The sequence below is a fragment of the Paenibacillus crassostreae genome (assembly GCF_001857945.1).
GTDB classification, from domain to species: domain Bacteria; phylum Bacillota; class Bacilli; order Paenibacillales; family Paenibacillaceae; genus Paenibacillus_AQ; species Paenibacillus_AQ crassostreae.
Genome location: NZ_CP017770.1, coordinates 3,070,627 through 3,093,016 on the forward strand (window position 1 = coordinate 3,070,627; position 22,390 = coordinate 3,093,016).

The following is a 22,390-nucleotide window of genomic DNA, read 5'->3' on the forward strand; positions in this document are numbered from 1 at the left end:
GAGAGATATATTACATGCAACGTATCAAAAAGCCATTCATTTGGATGCTATTATTGACGCTGGTCATATCGATTATTCAACCGGGAGGTACTCCTTCTGTATCGGCAGCAGATGCGTCCACCAGTTATTTCACACCAGATGTCGCAGATTTTAAGAATACAGTAGCCCTGACGACGAGTGGTCCGAACATTATTTCAAGAGACAATGTATATCATGTTACTGATTCGGCGATGCCGATTACTGGAACATACAGTAAAGTAACAGGTTCTACATTAGGAGTTAATATTCAACAATTGAATTGGGACCCAATTGGGCTTAAGTGGGTCGAGGATGCAACCCATGTAGCTCCGGGTGTGGTTCAACTTGATGTGGATAGACCGGATAATCGCTTCAAAGCTAACGTTACTTTGTATGCTGGAGTGAATAAGATTACTTTTACGGGATCACAAGGCTTGAACGATCGTTCTGAGACGTTCTATGTTCTGTTTGATGCTGTTCCATATGTTGAGAAACTTTTAGTTCTTGGCGGAGCAGATAAGCTTAATTTAAATGAGGGTGCACAAGTTGTTGTACCTAATAGCGAAATTACATTAGAAGGTAAGGCTCTAAATGCTACTAAGGTAACTATTGCAGTAAATGGTGGGGCTGCACAATCAACATCTTTGCTACAAGATGGTACATTCTTCACACCACAATTACTGCTCAATCCAGGTTTGAATAATTTGAAGTTAGTTGTACAGAATGCTTCGGATACACTTACGTTTAATTATTCTCTCTATTATTACGATGAGAAGAACCCAATCGTAGAATTGTATGTAGTGGGTGCAACTAATAACGCTCAAAGTGTACTTGATGAAAATCCGACTTATACGGAAAATACAACGAGTGCTAAGCTATATGCTCAGATGTTGATTCCTGATAACAATGGTATTGCCTTTGAAGGATCTGCTGGCATAACACTAAACAGCGTCCTTGTTGACCCGGCATTGTTATCGTACCATAAAGGAATCACGATAGATTCTGCGAGTACGTTGACTCCAGTAGTTGGTTCTGAAATTTTCATTCCAGGTATTACACAGAATACTCCATCATATCGTTTGGTTACGTTCAGTATAGATTCTTTTGATTTCAATACAGATATTGCAGATCCTACGATTATTCTAAAAGATCAAACACACAACCTTTCAGTAACTTATGGGACTAAAACGATAAACAAAAAAATTAGCTTTCAATATATGCAAGGACAAACAGTTATTAAAGACTTGAAATATTTGAAGGGTTATGATGAGACAAAACCTGATATTATACCCGCAGGTGAAGCACTTAATGGGGCAAAATTAGATTCTAGTGAATTTTATATCTTGGTGACAACTAATAGTACGCCTACGGATTTCGATTTGATTGCAAATTACTTACCATTGGCAACTCAATCTATTTCAGTGTCATCTTTGGTGAGGGCAGTTTCTAGCACACAATATATTTATAAGATTACAGGGTTCCAAAATGGTAACCAGACTGTGCGCTTCAATTTTGAAGGTTCTAGTTCCTACAAAGATGTTACAATTTCTTTTGCATCAAAAAGCTACATTTATGTCGGAAATCTTTCTGATGGACAGACATATACAATTGATTCAGCTGCAACGAACTTGATTGATGTAGAGGGTCAATATGTTGATTTTGATAATTTGAGTAGTGCATATTTCGTGGCTGAAGTATTTGTTAACGGTACGAAAGTTAAATCCTCTGCGGATAATTGGCTTACTGCAACTGGGAAATTTGATTTTCCACTTACTGTTTCAGCAACTACCGGTCCATTAGTATTCGGAGAAAACCGGATTATATTCACAGGAACAGGAATAGACGTGAATGGACAAACGCGTGAAGTGAAGAAAGAATTACGGATCTATATTGTAGATCAGAATATTTCGGCGGTTACGAACTTCCAACCTGCTGTTGGCAATGATCGCGTGACCTTCCCACCTAGAGACTTCAATTCAACAAATGAACAACTAACCAAAATATTTAATTTAACACCTGATTTTATTTACAACGATAATAAGTATACGACCACCTTAAAAACATATGATCTTGTTTTGAGAGGGAGCGGGGCTATTAAGGCTAACTTGAATATGGGCACTAAGAATATATTATCCGTTGATATCCCAAATAGTACTACTGTTAATGAGACAATCACATTTTCAGATAAAATCTATACCTATGAATTTGCAGGATCTCAGAAAGATTTCATCATGAGAATACATGATCTAGAGACAGATACTTCTGGAACGTATGTTTATACGTTAGAACTTATTAATGAAACGGGTGCTAAGACAAGTCAACGTCTTGAACTGGTAAGAGAAGAGAGTGCTTATCGCTTGATTTCTCCACAACCATCGGTGGGTACTCAGTACGTGGTGAACAAGAACTTCATTCATTTTGACATTGAAGCTGAAGGAGCAACTTCGGTAACTATTGATAAAGAGGAAGCGGTGAAACGTACAGACCTAGGGGAGAATCGTTTCACACTTGACTATGTGGGCTTAAAGCAAGATAAATCCACTGAAATAGATATTATTATTGATCGTAATGGCACAAAAAATACGGATACAATAGAAGTGTTCTATACAGGAACAGTTGCTGTTGATGCACAGTACATGGTTCCAAAAGTTTCTACTAAATATAGTGTGTTTAATAAAGCAATTGAGTTAAGCTTTCCTAAAGGGACAGTTATGCAAAGTACAGATGTTAGAGGGATAAGTAAGTATTATCCTGACACCAAGCTACGCTTTGGTATTGCAGAGCCTACTACTGGAGTAGTGGAACGACGCAACGACTACGGTAATATTATTGGTTTCCCTGGAACAGGGGAAGATAGTGGAACGCCATCATGGAGTATACCAGATGAATTCCTATTGAAATTCGTCGATTCGAGTGGAAAAGCGAAGAATTTCGGAAGTGTATCTGATGTTTATTGGATTAATGGTGGTCTGGGTGAAAAGGGAGACAAGTCATCTTCCGGATATATACCAGCAACCAATGGTTTGGCACCTTATTCTGTTGATGCATTCTTCGGAGATCCAACGATTGCAGCAGAACGTAAAATCACGCCATCTCAACGGGGAACCTTAAAGCTTGCCTATAATTCCAACGTAGTAGATGAAGCAGGATATACGATTACTGTTTTTCGTTATACATCAACTAGACAATGGGAGAATATAGGTGGTGAAGTTGATTCGAAGAAACATACAGTCACTGTACCATTTGATGAGTTTGGTTATTACAAAGTTATGAAGATGAGTCGTGGATACTCTGATGTTACGAATCATTCATGGGCTCGAAATGTTTTGAACGCATTGTATTCTAAGGGATTCATGAATAACCTACGTTTTGAACAGTTTGGAGCAGATGATCAAACTTCGAGAGGTGAGTTCGCTACACTGCTAGTTAAAGGATTAAGTTTACCTTTGAATTATGATAATAATAAAACCTTTACTGATCTTGTCCCTGGAGCAAGTTCAACAACTTGGGATTATGCGCACATTGAGACAGCGACACGTGCAGGTATCGTTACTGGTCTGACAGACGGAGTTTTTGCTCCAGATCAACCGATTACACGTGAACAAGCAGCAGTAATGATTGCAAGAGCATTGAAATTGAAACTTGCAGCGAATGATCAGAAGTTAGCTGATGCAGTTGCTAAATCATTCTTGGATTCGGGTAAAATTGATGCATATGCACTTTCTTCCATTCAAGCTGTTACCAAAGCTGGTATTATGTCAGGATCAGTAGTGAATACAGCAGGTCAGAAGAAAGCATCATATAATTTCAATCCGAAGTCTTATATGACGCGTGCTGAAGCGGCTAAGATAGCGGTAGAGCTTCTGAAGAAAAGTACAGATATTTTCCCGAAAAATCTAAGCTAGTTAATAAAGAGAGTTCTTCTCTTAATGCTATTAAGGGAAGGGCTCTCTTTATTTCCAATTACATATCTTTGTAATTTAAGTCGATTTACGGTACAATGTCTTAGAACTTAATTTTGTCTAGAGGGTGAAGGTTACTTATGAAAGCTATCTATTCTAAAGCTCAGATGGATTATATGAAAGCAAAGACGGTATTTGAGAATAGAGCAAGTGTGCTGGAGAAGAAGATTGAAACAACACGTAAGATTAGAGAGGTTAGTCAGGAAGTGATGGAGGGTCTTGTAGTTGAGACCGGATTCCATGCAGCATATAACGAACTGATCACAGCAGAAAACAACCTCATTCAATGGTCGCATGTCACGATTAAGCATGAGAAGACCTATCGTGATAATAAACAGTCTATTGAACAAATGTATGCAAGTTTGAATGATAGCCCTGAGACAAGAGCCCAAATCATTCAATTGGCAATGAAGATTCGGTAACAAATTGTAATAACTATAATAGAAGCAAAGACGTTAAAAGATGCCGAACGGCATCTTTTTCTTATTTAATGGCATTGATTAAGAGCTTTTTATTGAAAATTCACTGTGTTTTAGGCTATTTGGTAACAAAAATGATTTTTTTTAAAAAAAGGTGCAACTTTTTAGAAACCCGCGCGTCTAAAGTATAGAGTCATTAAGCAAGGGGAACTCGCCATTGATGCCCAAATGAAGAAAATTGTCTATCAATTAGAAAATTTAGCTTTACGGCAACTTGGACCCATTGTATAATACTTAAGGTAGGATTGGATGCTAGTCTATATTTACCAATTTTCGTTTACCAGTTTCTGTGATACCCGTCACAGACATCATTTATATTTATCCGCTCAACTCTAGAAAGGGGGTGCAACGACAAATGAGTAATACGAGCCCACTCAATGAAAATAAAAATAATAATGTTATGTATGCCCAAGGAGGAGAAAAAAAGGTTATGAAGAAAATTTTATCAGTAGCTTTATCTACAGCAATGGCATTCTCAATGTTTGCTTCTGTAGCGTTCGCTGATACTGCGGTATCAACACAAGATAAGTATGATGCATTGAAAGCAAAAGGTATCTTCTCTGGTTACCCAGATGGTACTGCAGGTCTTGAAAATGAAATGACTCGCGCTGAATTCGCGAAAGTACTTACTAAGGTTATGGGATTGAAAGAAGTAACTGACGTTCATTCTTATAATGATGCAGGTTATGATAATGCTAAGAACTGGGCTGCTCCTTATATCGAAGCAGTAACAGCTGCTGGTGTTATGCAAGGTCAAGACTTGACTAAGAAATTGTTCAACCAAAAAGCTAATGTAACTGTTCAAGAATTAGCTGAAGTTCTAGTTAAGGCATTGGATCTTGAAGTTCCTACAACTACAGACAATACTGCAACTGAATGGGCTAAAGGTTCCGTTCAAGCAGCAATCAACGCTGGATTGCTAAGCAAGGATCTTAACTTCCAAGCTAATGCAAAACGTTCATTGTTAGTAGAATCAGCGTTCCTAGCTGAAGCTAAATTGAACCCAGTAGCACCAATTGGTGCAACTAAAGTTGAAACAGCTTCCGCAAATAACTACAAAGAAGTAACTGTAGCATTTGATGGTGCAGTAGACAAAGCTAGTGCAACTAACCCTAATAACTACACAATTACAGGTCTTTCTTTTGATGGTGCTACACTTTCAGAAGATGCTAAATCTGTTAAATTGAGAATTGCTCAAACTTCAGGTATTTTGGATCGTCAAAAAGACTACACTTTGAATGTTAAAGGTGTTAAAGCTTCAGACCTTTCCAAAACAATTTCACAAGAAGTTAAGTTCTCTCCAGTAGATGTTACACTTCCTGAAGTTAAAGAAGTTGTTGGATTGGGAACTAAAGCATTCAAAGTGGTATTCTCTGAGCCAGTTCAACAATCTTCTGTAGTTTCTACTGCAAACTTTAAGATTGATGGAAAAGCAGTATCTGGTTATGTGAAATACACTTACCCGAATGTTGCTATTGTTTCTACAACATTGGAAATTGGCGCTCATACCTTGTCTGTAAGTAATGTTGAAGACTATGCAGGATTCAAAGTTGCTCCTGTAACTAAAGACTTCACAGTAGCTGAAGATAAAGAAGCTCCTGAAATTACAGGTATTGTAACTGATGATTTGAGCAGAGTTGAGATTACATTTAACGAAACTGTTAAATCTGTAAGCAAAATCTACCAAACATCAAGTGGCAGAACTGCTACTTATAAGATCGAAGACAATAAAGTTATCGCTACATTCACAGGTGATCACAAATTAAGTCTTGCTGAAACTACAATTTATGTTGAAGGTGTTACTGATTATAGTGACAACTCTGCAAATCGCTCGGCTAAAGTAACACCAGTATTGGATGTTATCCGTCCAGAAGTTGTTGGTGTAACTGCTGAAGTGTATAAGAACAGCCAAGAATTTACTGTTGAATTTACTGAAGCTGTTTTAGTTACAGATGCTACAAACACTGCTAACTACACTTTGAAAGATAAAGACGGTAAAGTTGTTAAGATCAAAGGATTCAACCAAGATGGTCATCCAGTAACTAAACCTGTAGTTGTATCTACTTCACAAGGTAAACAAGTTAAATTCAGTACTCTTGGATTGCTTGATACTGGAGTATACACTGTAGAAGTTGCTAATGTTCGTGATCAATCTGCTCTAGGAAATGTTATGCTTCCTTACTCTACAACAATTAATCTAGGTGATGTTGCTAAACCAACAATACTAGGAACTTCTTACTATGAAGTGACACATCCTGGTAATGATCGTAATGTAGCTGGTGTAGATATCACAGTTAACTTCAGTAAAGCAATTGCTCTTGATGGAACAGGTACTGCTCTAGATGCTAATAAATATAACTATTCACTTGGCTCTTCAGCTACTGCTGCAACATACTTGCCATTGCCTACTAAGGCAACAGTAACAGCGATCAATGCAGATACTATTCGTATCTCATTACCTGCTAAAGATGGTGGTTACCTAGATGCTTCAGGTATCTTGAATCTACGTGCTGTAAACGTTGCTGATACAAACGGTAACTACATCGCTGGAAACTTGGCTACTGTTGCATTGAATGAGAAGTCTGTTAAAGTAGTTTCACTTAAATCAGCAAAAGCAACAAGTAATGATACTATCGTAGCAGAATTTGACGGTAATCTTGCTTATGTTGATAACAATGACTTTGAAGTAACTGTTACTGGTGGTACTTATTCCGTGAAAGAAGCATCTATTGACGGAGCTAAAGTTACCTTCAAATTAGCTAATGACAAGAAATTTGCTGCTAACGTTGGAGCTGTAACATTGAATGTTAAAGCTGCTCCATATGCTGTTCAATCTGTTAACGCTAATGGATTGAAAGCATTTGGAACTAAGACTATTACTGATTCAGTTAGCCCAACTTATGTTGATAACAGCGTTTTAGTTACAAATGCAGCTGCTGCTAATCAGTACACAGCTACACTTACTTTCGACGAAGCTTTGGTTGTATTTGAAAACCCAACTGCGTTCACTGTGAAAATTGGCGGAAATGATGCTACTGTTAAAACTGTTGTTCGTGATGCTGATACTACGAAAGTAGTTGTAACGTTCGAGTATACTGGAACAGTTACTGGTGAAGCGTTTGAAATTTACTTGAACTCTGACAATACATCTTCGAAATTTATCACAGATACTTTAGGAAATGCAGCTAATGTATTCTCTGAATATAAAGAAAGTCTGTAATAATCACTAAGTGTTGAAAGAAGGCTGTCCCTTAGGGGGCAGCTTTTTTTTGAATATATTAGATGTTATGGAGGAATATTATGAAACCAATTTGGAAGTTATCACTATCTGTCGCTGTATTAGGATGTAGCCTGTGGCTCGGTTCCCTACTCAACAACACAGCCAGCGGTGCTGGCTCTACTACCCAACCCGGAACATCTGACGATCCTGTAGTTACCAAAAGCTATGTGGATCAACAAATTCAAAAAGCATTAGGTGGTGGGTCAACAATTACTACACCATCAACTACAGTGCCTGCACCTTCAACACCAACGGGAAATAGTCCAGCATCTTCAAGCGATACAATAGTGATTGTTGATGTAAAACCAGGTGAAAAGCTTATTGCTTCTGCAGGAGCAGAATTTATCGTTCGTAATGGTAAAGCAATAATGTACAGCCAAGATACAAGTGGTGCAGCAGACTTGACTGAAGGTAAAGATATTGTGAATGGACAAGCTGTTGCGACAAATCATCTGTTATCATTCCCGAGAGATGGTCGCGGTATTATGGTCCAAGATGGACATAAATATGGATTAGTTGTCATGGTACGTGGTAGTTATAGTATTCAATAATTACTGTTCTTTATTCAATAGAACTTATCCCTTATTATTGCCAGTAGTAACAATCTTTTATACGTGTAAGCTCTGACTTATTGCAAATAATACTCTTGTAAGATGATCATACAGGAGGTGTTTATTATAATGGCAAGAAATAATCGGAAAGTTGTCCCCGAAAGTAGACAGATGATTGATCAAATGAAATATGAAATTGCTGCTGAGTTTGGATTGCAGGTAGGCGGTTATAGTACAACAGATGGATTAGATACTGAATTTGGTTCTGATCTGGGGCAAATTGGCGGATATAGCCAACGGGGACGTTCAAGCTGGGGACATCTCACTTCTAGAGAGAATGGTTCCGTAGGTGGCGAGATTACAAAACGGTTAATACAACAAGCTGAGCAGACGCTTATATAATGAAGGCATAATACTATGGATTTATCATTAAAAAGGCCGCAATATAGTTGTAAGAGTATCATTAATGGTCATTCCAATTGATTGACACTGTTTCTCAAATAAGTTATTATGACGAATATGGATTACGTAACGACCTTTTCCAATTGGAAAAGGTTCATTTTTTGAAATTATAAAATATTATAGAACCTATCTTGTTTCTTCTTACTTAAGGGAGGTAAATTCATGTCGATTAAAGGACGTCATTTGTTCACATCAGAGTCCGTTACTGAAGGACATCCAGATAAAATCTGTGACCAGATATCCGATGCAGTATTGGATGCATTCTTGGCGAATGATCCAAATGCTCGTGTTGCTTGTGAAGTAGCAGTAGCAACTGGTCTTGTTCTAGTTATTGGTGAAATAAGTACAAATTCCGAATATGTGGATATTCCATCGATTGTTAGAAACACCATTAAAGAAATTGGTTATACGAATGCCAAATATGGTTTCGATTATAATACAAGTGCAGTTCTAACTTCATTGAATGAGCAATCAGCAGACATTGCGCAAGGGGTTAATGCTGCACTAGAGAATCGTGATCTAGAGCAAATGCATAAGGAAACAGCAGATATCGGTGCGGGTGATCAAGGTCTTATGTTTGGTTTCGCTTCAAATGAGACACCTGAATTGATGCCACTACCCATCGCCTTAGCACATCGAATTGCACGTCGTCTTTCAGAAGTCCGGAAGAATGGTACATTAGAATATTTACGTCCGGATGGTAAAACACAAGTAACGATTGAATACATGGATGATCAACCGGTTCGTGTGGACACAATCGTTGTATCAACGCAACATGCTGAAGAAATAACGTTAGAGCAGATCCAAGCGGATATTAGAGAGCATGTTATCCTCCCGGTTGTTCCAGAAGAATTGCTTGATGCTAGTACGAAATACTTCATTAATCCTACAGGGCGGTTTGTTATTGGTGGCCCTCAAGGAGATGCTGGATTGACTGGGCGTAAGATCATAGTCGATACATACGGTGGGTATGCACGCCATGGTGGTGGAGCATTCTCTGGTAAGGATCCTACGAAGGTAGACCGTTCAGCTGCATATGCAGCTCGTTACGTAGCCAAGAACCTAGTGGCTGCTGGTCTAGCAGATAAATGCGAGATTCAGTTGGCCTATGCTATTGGTGTAGCTACACCAGTCTCAATTAATGTAGATACCTATGGTACAGGGAAAGTAAGTGAGAAGAAGTTAGTTGAACTCATTCAAGAAAACTTCGATCTTCGACCTGCAGGAATCATTCAAATGCTTGATTTACGTCGTCCAATCTATAAACAGACAGCTGCTTATGGACATTTTGGTCGTACGGATTTAGATTTGCCATGGGAACAAGTGGACAAGTCTGAGGCTTTGAAGCTACAAGCTGGAATATAATTAGTTATTGGCATATATATTAGAAGTCGCTGAATTCCTTCAGCGACTTTTTTTGTAGTTCATGTATTACAATATTTCAGATTTCTAAACAAATTAACAGAATTACGTAACTTTTTCCTGTAAAAGCAGTCTATATAAGTATGAGCAAAATTTAAATCTACTAATTGAATAGAGAGATAAGATTATAAACGAGATATGAGATGGGAGACTAACGATCAATGAAAAGGTATTCGCAAGGGAAAAAAGATAGATTGATTACTACTACAGGTAAGAAGTGTGTTATCGTCACCATAGCCGGGTTATTATGGATTGGTCCGGTTGCGGGCAGCGGATTTCCAATATTTAATTCAATTCAAGGGACAGTCGTTAATGCGGCATCGGAATCTGTTAAGAAAATTTCAGAAGAAATTATTACTTATGGCGCTAATCTATATAAATATCAATTCACAACAACGCGTTCTGGCAAACAAGCAACTGCACTTGCTGATGTTATTCGTGTAGATTTACATAATTCAAATGTGAAAATGGATGTTATGAATGGTGTAGATGGTCAATTTACAACGAGACAGAGTACACAAGGTATGGCCAATGAGAATGGAGCAGTAGCTGCAATTAATGGAGACTATTACATTACGAGTGGTCCAGGAGCGCAATGGGCGCCTCTTGGTGGCCAGATTACAGATGGTGTGTTATTGGCGACACCTGGCAATCTGAAAGGTATGTACTCTTTTACCGTGTCTAAGAATGGTACACCTATGATTGATGAATATGCCTTTGAAGGTACGGTAACGGCACAAGATGGTTCATTGTTCCCACTCTCAGGAATTAATAAGACAACGTATTACCCTGAAGGGACAAGTTCACCCTTTAGTCATGTGAATGCGATGTATATGTATACAAGTAATTGGAAATCGTTAGATCGTCCTAGTGATAGTTCAACGACGGCTTCTGAAATTCTTGTACAGAATGGTGTTATTACACAGATATCAATTGGAGCTCCTCTAACGATACCGGTGCCTGAGGATGGGTTTATTCTACGTGCACATGGGACAGCATCCACTTTTGCCAAGGATCACTTTGTAATAGGACAACCATTGACTGTGAATTCCTCGCTCAAGTCAGAGACGTCAGGACAAGTGGTTGATCCTACTAGTCTACAAATGATGATTGGTGGACATACACTTCTAGTGAATGGCGGTAAGGCGTCTGCTTTTACGAGAGATGTTAATAGTATTGGTGGATACCGTGCTCGTACAGCTCTTGGTTACTCGCAGGATGGGCGATATGCTTATCTAGTATCTGTAGAAGATAATGGTGATAGTTCAGGTATGTCACTGTCAGAACTGCAGAAGTTCATGGTGAATATCGGTGTATGGAAAGGGATGAATCTCGATGGTGGGGGCTCCACTACGATGGTAACCCGTCCTTTAGCTGAGAAGAATACTACACTAGCTTTTAACACGGAATATGGGACTACACAGCGAAGCATTGTTAATGCTCTAGGTGTATTTAGTACAGCACCACAGGGGCAATTGAAGGGATTGAAAATTAGCGGTAGCTCTAACTTGTTAATTGGACAAGAGGCTTCCTATACCTTGAAAGGTTATGATACCTACTATAACCCGATTGATGTAGCGCAGATTACTCCATCTTGGACTTCAAGTAACGGTAACGTAGCCATTAGTGGTGGTAAGATCATAGGAGTACAACCGGGTACAACAACCGTTACAGCCATAAGCGGTACAACGAAAGTAAGTACGAAAGTGACCGTTCTAGGAGCTGATGAGCTTTCAAGTTTAACTGCAGGGAATGCTTCAGGTGCACTTATAGCAGGAACGACTCTTTCTATTCCAGTGACGGCTGTTACGAAGAATGGACAAAGTATAGCCATTCCTGCCAGCTCGTTGAAGTGGGAATTCATAGGATTCAAGGGGAAAGTTGAGGGAGATAACCTTACTGTAACTTCTGTTAATGCCAATGCGAAAGTTGGTTATGCTGTTGGACGATACAATGGATTTAGTACGGTTATCGTACTCTCGGAAGCTGGTAGTAATATGTGGGAGAATTTCGAGAATGTCAGTTATCCTGTTGCATTCACTAGTAATGTAGCTCAAGTGGTAGGTTCAGCTGTTGTGACACAAGGAAGTGGAGATCACTCGAATTCCAAAGTTCTAAGTCTACAATATGATATGACCCAGGGAATTGGTAAAATGTATGCTTATGCTCAATTGAATGGTACGACGGGGAAAGCTATTTCTGCTCCTGCGACCTCTATGTCAGTGGATGTCTTAGGAGATAAGAGTCTGAATTGGCTAAGAGCAGAACTAGTAGATCAGAGTGGTAAGACAGTGTATGTGGATTTAGCTAAGGTGATCGATTGGGAAGGCTGGAAGAACCTGAATGTTGATCTAACAAGTCTTAACATTCAATATCCCGCACAATTGAAACGACTTTATGTTGTTAATGTGGAAGAAGGACAAGATGAACGTGCAATGACAGGAGTAGTAGCTTTTGACAATATCCAGTTTACAATTCCTTCATTATCTAGTGAAGCTAGTCTCGCGAAGGCAACAGCAGTGATGACGATTGGTAAGAAGTCTATGAATGTGAACGGTGATACAATAGCCATGGATGTAGCTCCGATTGTTAAAGATAATACAACTTATGTGCCGATTCGATTTGTATTAGATGCCTTTGGCGGTAATGCAAATTGGGATGCTGCTAATCAGAGGATTACGGTTATTCGCGGAGGTAAATTGCTAGATTTGACAGTGAATAAGAAGGAATTTATTCTGAATGGTAAGAGATTTAGCGCAGTTGTAGCGCCTATAGCCACACAGGGAAGAACCTTAGTTCCATTACGTTTAGTATCTGAGCAATTAGGGTTAACCGTGAATTGGAACCAGCAAGCTAAGACCATCACCATTGAATCATAATTATGCTATAATACGGAATAGTTAAGACGGCAGAATTCGAATGGAGAGTAGCTCTAGTGGATTTTCAACCAGATGCGATAGATCGCGTAATTAAGAATGCCATTGAAATGGTAGAGAATAGTAAAAATCAAATATTCGAGATTCTTGAGAGCGCTCGTGAAGAATTGCAGACACTGAACCAAGAGTTTCAGTTTGTGTTGAAAGAAACTTCAGAGACTTTAGAAAAGGTAGATCAACTTGAGTTAAGTTATCGGCGATCTCGTATTCGGCTAACGGAAGTTAGTCGTGACTTTGTTCGCTATAAAGAAGAGGATATAAGACAAGCTTATGAGAAGGCAACCCAACTCCAACTTGATGTGATGATTTACCGCGAGAAAGAGATGTATCTCAAGGCAAGACGTAATGAATTGCAAAAGAGAATCAGAAGTGTGGAGAGTTCATTAGAGCGGGCTGAAAGTATTGGTTCGCAAATGAGTGTTGTCAAAGAGTATTTGTCTGGAGAAATCAGTCAAGTGAGTCGTGTTCTTGAGACAGCCAAGAATCGTCAACTTATTGGGTTGAAGATCATACTAGCTCAGGAAGAAGAACGTAAACGAATTGCGAGAGAGATACATGATGGTCCTGCTCAGCTACTAGCAAATCTTGTTCTTCGTACAGAAATAGTAGAAAGAATGGTAATGAAGCAGGAATTTAAGATGGTAGAAGAAGAAGTAATAGATCTTAAAGGACAGGTACGAGCAAGTCTGGAAGAAATGCGAAAGGTGATATTCAACCTAAGACCTATGACTTTGGATGATTTGGGCCTTGTACCTACACTTCGCAAATATGTGCATGATTTTGAAGGGAAAACCCAAATCCGAACCTTACTTGAAATAAGAGGTAAGGAATGCCGGTTATCCTCAGCGATGGAGGCGGCTATTTATCGTCTTGTACAAGAGGCATTATCTAATGTGAACAAGCATTCTAGAGCTTCTTATGTTGTTGTAGAGATGACATTTCAAGCGCAAATGGTGAAGGTAGTCATCCAAGATAATGGATGTGGGTTTAACCCTATGCAATTAGAAGAGAAGCGGAATGATCATTTTGGGATCATGGGTATGCGTGAAAGAGCTGAACTCCTTGAGGGGAGAATGGAGATCAATTCCAAAGTGAATGAAGGAACGAAGATCATAGTTCATATTCCTACAAACGTAGATAAGAGAGAGGAGTGATAGAATGGATATTCGAGAATTGGGACAAGGATCCATTAAAGTACTCTTGGTGGATGATCATCAATTGTTTCGTGAAGGTCTCAAGCGAATTCTGAATATGGAGGATGATATGGAGGTCATCGGAGAATGCGGTGATGGAATCCAAGTGCTTGAGTTCTGCAATGAGAATAAACCAGATGTTGTACTCATGGATATTAATATGCCTGTGGAGAATGGTGTGGAAGCAACGGAGAAGCTTCGAGAGCTTTTTCCTGACATAAAAGTGATTATTCTATCTATTCATGACGATGAGAGCTATGTATTTGAGACACTTCGCAAAGGTGCTAATGGCTATTTGTTGAAGGATATGGAGGCAGAGTCTCTTATTAATGCGATTCGTTCTGTGAATCAAGGTTATGCCTTTATTCATCCGAAAGTAACCGGGAATCTAATTCAGCAATTACGTCGAATGACGTTTGTTAATGAAGCGGGAGCAATGAGAGAGAGAGTATTGAATGATACTGGTGTAAAATTCGTAGGTGGAGATGATAACCCACTCACACGTCGCGAAGCAGAAGTATTACGATTAATGTCTGAGGGAAAGAGCAACAAGATGATTGCTGAACATCTTTTCATCAGTGAGAAGACTGTTAAGAATCATGTTAGTAGTGTCCTGCAAAAGATGGAAGTAGATGATCGTACACAAGCGGTTATTAATGCTATTAAATACGGTTGGGTGAGACTGTAACAAGGATATGAAGCCGATGGGGAGAAATCCAAATTAGGCCGTTCCACTCTTCATGGGTGTGGGCACTACATTCCTATCTTGTCACCGAGCCTTGTATTTCAGCATATATTGTTGATATACAAGGAGGTGAAGCTCCGTGGTTATGCAATTGATATGGGTTGCTGTCATTTATGGGTTAGCCATAGCTTGGATTCATGGGATGTATCATATAACTCATAAACGTAAGGCAGATCACCGGAAAAATAAGGTTAGCCGTTATATACTAATTACCTGTAACCATGAAAGTCAGGTAGAATGGTATGTGCGGGCGCTGTGGTTGTATGCTTATCTTAGAAATAAGGAAGTTTACTTGCTGGTTATTGATGACGCTTCAAGTGATGAAACGGTGCGGATAGTTCAGCGGATGAGTGATTTCTCAGGGTTAGATCTAACGTTGAGAGTCTGCTCAGGGGACATTGGAGTTGAACTGAGTAATGTTGGCACTCAAGAAGAATTAGAGGAATTTAAATTAATTGATTTGAGAATACCGCAAGAGGCTAGACACATTCCATATGTGCAGGGTTAGTGATGGTGTTGTCTGATGACGGGAGTAATAATATAGGTGTTCGGGTGTGAAGCACACTTTCCGAGAAGAGGATTCCGGAGAAGTGTGTTTTTTTGCGTTCAAAAGGAGATCAAATAATGGTTCCAATAAGAGTTCCAATGTGAGGGAGGAGCAGGGCTGTGAAATTATCCATTTACGCTATTCAAGTTAGGGGAAGTTGGAGGATTAGGGTGTCGCTAGATATAAGAGTGGATATTATATGGTGGGAGAGAACTGTAAATAATACTTCATCCAGGATGGTATTTCTGTCTGAGGAGATCCCGCTAGGATGGGCGATGAAGCTGGAACAGACGAAGTTAACAGATAGGGGAATGGATACATGGCAACTTTCTCAATGGAAGCAGTATATCGATCAGCTTCTTGAAGATGAGATACAAGAGGCGGCGACTCATTCAAAATCAACTAAATCTTATGTACATGAGAACCATATGTGGATATGGGATGCAGGAAGTAAATACGATGCAAGTACTCAAGGGGAAGAATGTAGAGCGCAGCGAGTAGAGAGAGTAGAGAGAGAACAACAGAAGAGCAAATTGAAGATCGAGATGTCATGGGAGAGGTTGGGGGATGGAATAAAGGGGAGGCCGGAGCATGATGGAATGCTGATGCAGGGGATGCTGAATAGACGAATAGCAGGAAATCTAGGGTATGATGGAATGCTACAAGAGTTGCGAGTAGAGGCAGATGTTCTGGCAGTGTCGATGCAAGGACGCTCCTTATTGAAATCGGAAGTAGATGCTTTATTAGCAGAGGTTGCGCCCAACATGGCAGGTGGCTGGTTCGCAGCTGCACAGCTGGCCTATCTTCAGGGCCAGCTTGCCTTCGGCGCAGGCGTTGCACCTGCCGCCTCCTCGCCGCGACGCGGCGCCTTGTGGCTGCATCGCCGCCACAAAACCCTCCGCTGCCAACGTTGCGGCAGCGTCGCCCTTGGCCGCACGGCATGCGCCTCGTGCGGCAGCGCGGCGTGCGCCTATTGCGAGGAATGCCTCGCAATGGGGCGCAGCCGCACTTGTGCGCTGCTGCTTCGCGGAGCAGCGCATCCGGCCGTGCGGGGCACGGCCGGGGGTTCCCCCACCGCGGCCATGGGCCGGTGGGGGCTTAGCGCAGCGCAAAGCGCAGCCGCAGGCGCGGCGCTGCGATTCCTTAATGCTCCCGCCTTCGCAGGAGCTACGCGTCAAGTGCTACGATCACGAGCTGACTCAGCCCATTCGATGAATAAACGTTCGACCGCTGATCAGGTCCAGGATCATACCATGCCAGATCGCTTCCTACTTTGGGCAGTTACGGGAGCGGGTAAAACAGAAATGATTTTCCCATTACTCAACTCCTTATTGCAAGTTGGCGGGAGTGTGCTCGTCGCAACACCACGGAGGGATGTTGTCTTGGAACTCGCTCCTAGATTAGCTAAAGCTTTTCCAGACGTAAAACTTGTTACATTGTATGGAGGAAGCAAGGAACGCTGGAAGCCTGCGGAGTTGACTTTGGCTACAACGCATCAATTAATGCGCTTTTACTATGCTTTTGATCTTGTCATTATCGATGAGATCGATGCGTTCCCATTCCATAATGATCCCATGTTGGCATATGCAGCGCAGTATGCTTGCAAGCCTGATGGCAAGTTCGTGTATCTGTCCGCGACACCTCCACGTGAACTACAGAGGGAGGCGGCTTCCGGAAAAGTACCTCATGCCAAAGTACCTGTGAGATTTCATGGACATCCACTACCTGTTCCTAGCCGACTGAATGTGAAAACTGTAGGTCAATGTTTACAACAGCAACAGATTCCAGAGAAGCTTCTACGTAACTTGAGACAATCCATTCAACGAGGAGCACAATGTTTCCTATTCGTGTCAAGAATTCACCATATCGATCCATTAGTTACACTGTTGCGCCGTGTGTTACCTGAGCTTCACATAGAAGGCACTTCATCCGTAGACCCGAAGCGGGCGGAGAAGGTATTGGGTTTTCGTGATACACAGATTAGATTGTTAATCACAACAACGATTCTAGAGAGGGGGGTTACTGTACCACGAAGCGATGTATTTATTCTTGATGCGAATAGTGAGCTCTTTGATGAAGCATCTCTTATCCAAATGGCTGGACGTGCTGGTAGATCCAAAGATGATCCCGCAGGCAGAGTCTTTCTAGCCTCACCAGAGTGGACGAATTCGCAGAGAAGAGCTGTTTCGCAGATCCAAGGAATGAACCGAATTGCGCAGAAGGGTGGTTACTTAACGAACAAGCACATGAAGGGATAAGCATCATCAGCATAGAATGGCATTTCTGTGGCAAATTGCGCTTGCTTATGAATACTCCCGCCAGAAACCCGCGCTTTCGCTTTGGCTGAAGTGGGGGTTGAAAAGGTAGTAGAAGTAGAAGTGAATTAAAAGTAGAAGGAAAAGAAATGAAGGAGATTAGAGAGAAATAGTTGCATAAAGTACATTTATATTTGAGGGAAAAGTGTAAATTTGGAAATAGTTGCACAAGGTACAGTTAAAAGTTGGATATTCCTGAAAAATTGAGGTCTCGAGGTAATTAGATGTAGGTTATGCAACTAAACTTAGCTCCAGAGTAAAATCGCCGAATCTAGGTGTACTTTATGCAACTATTGTAGGTAGGGCGCATGTTATTTGCTCAAATGTGGATGAGAGGGTGAGTGAGAGGTAAGCTGAAATGGTAATAAAGAGATATTTTGTTTTGTTATGGAGGCTACTTATGAAAAATCATTCTGATCTATCAAGGAGGTAACTATGAACTGGAATAGACTGATGGAGCCATTCCATCGACTACTTGCACCCTCAGTTGTAAATTGCCTCACTTGTGGGAAAATGGTGAGTAGATCCACTTTAAAGGTAGGTGTATGTTTGCATTGTTATGATGCCATCCCGTGGATTAGGGAGCCACGTTGTTCTATTTGTGGAAGGCATATTGGTTGTCCCGATTGTACCCGTACAGGAGGAAAGGAAACATATTTTCAAAGTAATCGAAGTGCGGTAGCCTATAATTCCATGATGCGAGATTGGCTGGGTCAATATAAATATCGAGGGAATGAGAAGTATAGTGAGCTACTCGTGATGATGCTAGAGAAGGCTTTAGTTAACATGAGAAATGAATATAGACAGAATAAAGGAACTGAAACATGGAATATCGATATCATTACCTGTGTCCCTGTAAGTTCAATTCGTCTCGAGGAAAGAGGATTCAATCAAGCTGAAGTGTTAGCCGTTGGGTTAGCCGATAAGATGCATCTTACATATAAAGAATTACTACTACGGGAACGTCACACTAACAAACAAAGCTTCAAGAATCGGAGCGAACGAATTCGTGATATGGAGAATGTATTTAATACTGACAGAGAGATGATGAATAGTGTACATAACATTCTTTTATCACGTCCAAGATCGTTCGCCAATATTCCTTTGCGAATTCTTGTTATCGACGATATCTACACAACAGGAAGTACAATTAATGCATGTGCACGCGTATTGAAGGAGATCGGAGAAAGAATCGGACATCCAGTGGAGGTGTATAGTCTGACTTGGGCACGATCGTGAAATGACACATCTATCAGCGAATCAACTTGGAACAATCAAATCGTACATATCTACAGTAACCCTTCGTCATTTAATTTCTGTGAAAGCGGCTCCTCAAAAATGGGTACGTCAATCTACTAACTAAAACTGTAAGAATTGGCATGAACGTTCTCATGAGGATCGTAGTGGTACATTGCGTATTGTTAGATACTTTGTTACAATAAGTCACTCCATTCCGATGGCCTTCGATCTAAAAAGATAGACGAACCATACTCGGATACGTTATTCTATATATACTAGAATATAAGGTTATATGTATTATATGGAACGGGGAGTGGCGAACAATGAATCTCGGAAATTGTCCGCGTTGCGGAAAACTTTTTGCTATGAATTTTAGAGATATATGTCCGGAATGTACTAAGGCAATCGAAGGTGAGTATCAGCTGTGTTCTGATTTTTTAAGAGATCACAGAGGTGCTACGATGACTGAACTATCCGAGGAGACAGGTGTGGCGATACGACAGATCACTAAGTTCATACGAGAAGGGCGGATCTCCGTTATTGATGCCCCTAATCTTAGTTATCCATGCGAAGTTTGTGGCACTGCCTTTATTCAAGAAGGTAATATGTGTAACTCTTGTAGAACGCGTCTGACGAAGGAATTAAGTAATTCTGTAAAGAATGAGCAGGCAAGAGAAGACAGAGACAATCATAAGGCTGCTTATAGTGCGCTCGATAAATACAAAAAGTAGGAAAAAATAGTGAATTACGTTATGAGCTATTAAATAAGTATCAATGACGACCGATAAACTTAGTAAAGGGTATCGGTTTTTATTAATTTCAACGATTACAAGGATGAACCTTAATAATAAGAATAGGAAGGTGAACGTTATGAAAATTAACGAGACCGGACGAGTGGGAGCCATAAATTCTTATCAGCGCAATATAGAAGCAGGTAGACAGAATGAAGATAAGAAGAGCCGTCGTAAAGATGAAGTAACCATCTCAGCCGAAGCGATGGAAATGCTGCAGGCTACAGAACGTAGTTCGAATTCAGAACGTGCTGGACAAATACAGGATTTGAAGCAACAAGTGACATCGGGTACGTACCAAGTAGATAGCAGCAAGCTTGCTGAGAAGTTACTGCCGTATTTCAAACAAAATTCCGAGAATTAGGTGAATACGATGGCAATAGAACGAATCATTAATGTGTTGAAGGAATTAGATCTCGAGCATCAAAAGTTGATCGAAAGCGGAGAACACAAGAAAAAGGCTATTATTGCTAATGAGATCGATCGCATCATCTCTTTAGTTAACCAGGAATCTAAGATCGTCAAGCAGATAGAGGTTCTTGAGGAAGAACGTTCAACTTCGATAAATCTCTTTTTAAAAGAGAAGGGGATTAAATCAAATTTGAAACTGAATTTAAAAGAACTTTCTAGGCTTGTATTTGAACCAGAAGATAAAAGCCGACTTCATAAGGTTCACTTGCACTTGAACGAGACTTTAAATAAATTAAAAGAACTTAATGATATCAATCAACAACTAATTCAGCAGGCCATATCTTATATAGATTTTTCAATAGAGACATTAAAAGTCTATCCAGAACAAGAAGCATTCTATCAGCATCCGTCTGACAAAAATCATGGATTAAGCAGTCCTGGCGTTTTTGATTCGCGTGCATAATTGAGGAGGAACACATGACATCAACTTTTCATTCAATTGAAACTTCAAAGCGGAGCTTGTTCACCCAAACGGCAGCCTTGAGCACAACAGGCCATAATATAGCAAACGCTAATACAGCAGGGTACTCTCGTCAAGTCGTAAAAATGACGGAATCCATACCTATGGCGCCTTTTGCCTTTTTGCGATCGACAGCTCCGGGTCAATTGGGAACAGGATCTGAGTTCGTATCCATCGAGCGTGTACGTGTATCGTTCTTAGATGATCAATTTCGCAACGAAAGTTCGTCACAGGGGGCATGGGACGTTAAGTTTTCTACATTGGAGAAATTAGAAGCAACACTTAACGAGCCTTCAGATAGTGGTTTAGCTAAGGTTATCAATAATTTCTGGGATGCTTGGTCTGACTTCAGTCAAGACCCACAGGATATCACCAATCGTAAGATTGTAAAGGAAACAACATTGGCCCTTACAGATGCACTTAATCAGATGAGTACTCAGATGAGTGAATTAACGACTGACTTGACGAGTAATTTAGCATTGCAGACTTCAAGTATTAATTCACTGTTAAGTCAAGTGGGTGGCTTGAATGCTAATATTGCGAAAATCGAGGGTCTAGGAGACAATGCTAACGATCTTCGAGATCAACGTGATTATGCTATTGATCAATTATCTAAGCTAGCCAATGTTCAAGTGACACCGTTAGAGAATGGCTACCAAGTCACACTAGCAGGACAAGTTGTAGTTACTGGAGATACGGTAACGGAGATAACACCGGAAACCCTACAAGCGGGTTATGCGGGAGGCACGTTAACGAGTGGAGAGACTTATGGAACGATATACTCCAGAGATGTATACGTAGCGGATTATCAGAATCAGTTGAATCAATTAGTTAATTCATTAGCTAATGGGGATGTTGAGATTACAATTCCAGCGGGATCTATTGTACCCGAAGGGACTATATTAAATGGAATCACTTATAGTAATGCGAACAACAATAGAAAAGTTGCTAGTGACCTAACAGTTACGGTACAAGGTATTAATGGATTGCATAAGCTCGGCTATACTTTGGCAGGAGATTCGCCAGTAGCAGGTGGGGATTTTTTTGTTTCGAAAGATGGTTCAGCTCTTACAGCGGGTAATGTTACATTAAGCCAGCTTATACAGGACGATCCTAACAATATCGCTTCATCTATTCGTACAGATGGTACAGGCACAGATGAAAAGGTCGTTGCCGGTAATAATTCCTTGGCTCTTCTGATGTCGGGACTAAAGAATGGTAAATTTGATTTCGGAACGGCATTCTCCAAACCAGCTACGATTGATGATTACTTTACTTCCATCGTTGGACAGATTGGGGTCGAAAGTAAAGAAGTGGGAAGACAAGTGCAGAATGCTCAATTACTTACAGATCAAGTAGATGCAAGTCGTCAATCTATTAGCGGTGTATCTTTAGATGAGGAAATGAGTAATATGATTAAATTTCAACATGCTTATAGTGCAGCTTCGAGATTCATGACGACTATGGATGAGTTGTTAAATAAATTGATTAATAGTACCGGAGTTGTGGGTCGGTAATT

The 22,390-nt window shown here is 40.3% G+C and carries 16 protein-coding genes; all 16 read left to right on the forward strand.

Annotated features, from left to right (window positions below; all coding sequences use genetic code 11):
- The first annotated feature begins 14 nt into the window (after window positions 1-14).
- Window positions 15-3,923, forward strand: coding sequence for an S-layer homology domain-containing protein (locus LPB68_RS14055; RefSeq protein ID WP_068658792.1), 3,909 nt, complete (start codon window positions 15-17; stop codon window positions 3,921-3,923).
- 137 nt (window positions 3,924-4,060) lie between these two features.
- On the forward strand, window positions 4,061-4,402 hold the full coding sequence (locus LPB68_RS14060) for a hypothetical protein (protein WP_068658794.1): 342 nt from the start codon (window positions 4,061-4,063) through the stop codon (window positions 4,400-4,402).
- Window positions 4,403-4,814: 412 nt separating this feature from the next.
- Window positions 4,815-7,679, forward strand: a complete 2,865-nt coding sequence (locus LPB68_RS14065; RefSeq protein WP_068658796.1) for an S-layer homology domain-containing protein — start codon at window positions 4,815-4,817, stop codon at window positions 7,677-7,679.
- Between the two features lie 80 nt (window positions 7,680-7,759).
- The gene (locus LPB68_RS14070; RefSeq protein WP_068658798.1) at window positions 7,760-8,290 is read left to right on the forward strand and encodes a hypothetical protein; all 531 of its coding nucleotides are present in this window, start codon (window positions 7,760-7,762) and stop codon (window positions 8,288-8,290) included.
- 129 nt (window positions 8,291-8,419) lie between these two features.
- Window positions 8,420-8,692, forward strand: a complete 273-nt coding sequence (locus LPB68_RS14075) for an alpha/beta-type small acid-soluble spore protein (RefSeq protein WP_068658799.1) — start codon at window positions 8,420-8,422, stop codon at window positions 8,690-8,692.
- Window positions 8,693-8,914: 222 nt separating this feature from the next.
- Window positions 8,915-10,117 carry a methionine adenosyltransferase gene (metK, locus tag LPB68_RS14080; RefSeq protein WP_068658801.1) on the forward strand — a complete coding sequence of 401 codons (1,203 nt, stop codon included), beginning with the start codon at window positions 8,915-8,917 and terminating at the stop codon, window positions 10,115-10,117.
- Between the two features lie 218 nt (window positions 10,118-10,335).
- Window positions 10,336-13,053 (forward strand): stalk domain-containing protein, encoded by a 2,718-nt coding sequence (locus LPB68_RS14085; protein ID WP_068658803.1) that lies wholly within the window; start codon window positions 10,336-10,338, stop codon window positions 13,051-13,053.
- A gap of 56 nt (window positions 13,054-13,109) precedes the next feature.
- Window positions 13,110-14,264, forward strand: coding sequence for a sensor histidine kinase (locus LPB68_RS14090; RefSeq protein WP_068658805.1), 1,155 nt, complete (start codon window positions 13,110-13,112; stop codon window positions 14,262-14,264).
- A gap of 4 nt (window positions 14,265-14,268) precedes the next feature.
- Window positions 14,269-14,991, forward strand: a complete 723-nt coding sequence (locus tag LPB68_RS14095) for a response regulator (RefSeq protein WP_068658807.1) — start codon at window positions 14,269-14,271, stop codon at window positions 14,989-14,991.
- A 136-nt stretch (window positions 14,992-15,127) separates the two neighbouring features.
- Window positions 15,128-15,556, forward strand: a complete 429-nt coding sequence (locus LPB68_RS14100) for a glycosyltransferase family 2 protein (RefSeq protein WP_068658808.1) — start codon at window positions 15,128-15,130, stop codon at window positions 15,554-15,556.
- A 158-nt stretch (window positions 15,557-15,714) separates the two neighbouring features.
- Window positions 15,715-17,853, forward strand: a complete 2,139-nt coding sequence (locus tag LPB68_RS14105) for an ATP-dependent helicase ComFA (RefSeq protein ID WP_068658810.1) — start codon at window positions 15,715-15,717, stop codon at window positions 17,851-17,853.
- Between the two features lie 492 nt (window positions 17,854-18,345).
- Window positions 18,346-19,149, forward strand: a complete 804-nt coding sequence (locus tag LPB68_RS14110; protein ID WP_099458694.1) for a ComFC family protein — start codon at window positions 18,346-18,348, stop codon at window positions 19,147-19,149.
- 323 nt (window positions 19,150-19,472) lie between these two features.
- Window positions 19,473-19,880, forward strand: a complete 408-nt coding sequence (locus tag LPB68_RS14115; RefSeq protein ID WP_068658811.1) for a TIGR03826 family flagellar region protein — start codon at window positions 19,473-19,475, stop codon at window positions 19,878-19,880.
- 139 nt (window positions 19,881-20,019) lie between these two features.
- Window positions 20,020-20,304, forward strand: coding sequence for a flagellar biosynthesis anti-sigma factor FlgM (gene flgM / locus LPB68_RS14120; RefSeq protein ID WP_068658812.1), 285 nt, complete (start codon window positions 20,020-20,022; stop codon window positions 20,302-20,304).
- Window positions 20,305-20,313: 9 nt separating this feature from the next.
- Complete coding sequence (locus LPB68_RS14125; RefSeq protein WP_068658814.1) at window positions 20,314-20,814, forward strand: flagellar protein FlgN; 501 nt, start codon at window positions 20,314-20,316, stop codon at window positions 20,812-20,814.
- Between the two features lie 14 nt (window positions 20,815-20,828).
- Window positions 20,829-22,388: a flagellar hook-associated protein FlgK gene (gene flgK / locus LPB68_RS14130; RefSeq protein ID WP_068658815.1), complete on the forward strand. Its 1,560-nt coding sequence runs from the start codon at window positions 20,829-20,831 to the stop codon at window positions 22,386-22,388.
- Window positions 22,389-22,390: the final 2 nt, after the last annotated feature.